This window comes from Gordonia sp. DT30 (assembly GCF_049844915.1).
Taxonomy (GTDB): domain Bacteria; phylum Actinomycetota; class Actinomycetes; order Mycobacteriales; family Mycobacteriaceae; genus Gordonia.
On record NZ_JBNCLY010000107.1, the window covers coordinates 1 to 285 of the forward strand.

Genomic DNA, 285 nt, shown 5'->3' on the forward strand with positions numbered 1-285 from the left:
GTGTGGGGTGGTGTTGGTGGGTGTGTGTTCGTTGAGAACTCGATAGTGTGTTGGTGGATTGTTTGATGCCATTTTTTTTGATGGCATTGATTTTTGGATGCCGCTACTTTTGGTGGTGGTGTTCGGAGTTATTTTTGCCAGTTTTTTGGATTGTTTTTTGGTCAGGTTTTGCTTTCCTGGTTGTGTTGAAACTTTTGGGTTTCGATGGTTTTTCATGGAGAGTTTGATCCTGGCTCAGGACGAACGCTGGCGGCGTGCTTAACACATGCAAGTCGAACGGAAAGG

General features: G+C 45.3%; 1 protein-coding gene and 1 rRNA gene. One reads left to right on the plus strand and one right to left on the minus strand.

Annotated features, from left to right (window positions below; translation table 11 throughout):
- Positions 1-216 (minus strand): hypothetical protein (locus ACLQ3C_RS21635; protein WP_425707138.1); only part of this gene is annotated, 216 nt, incomplete at its 3' end.
- Here ACLQ3C_RS21635 and ACLQ3C_RS21640 point away from each other — a divergent pair.
- Positions 212-285 (plus strand): 16S ribosomal RNA (locus ACLQ3C_RS21640); the annotation flags it as partial. The two genes, ACLQ3C_RS21635 and ACLQ3C_RS21640, sit on opposite strands and share 5 nt — an antisense overlap.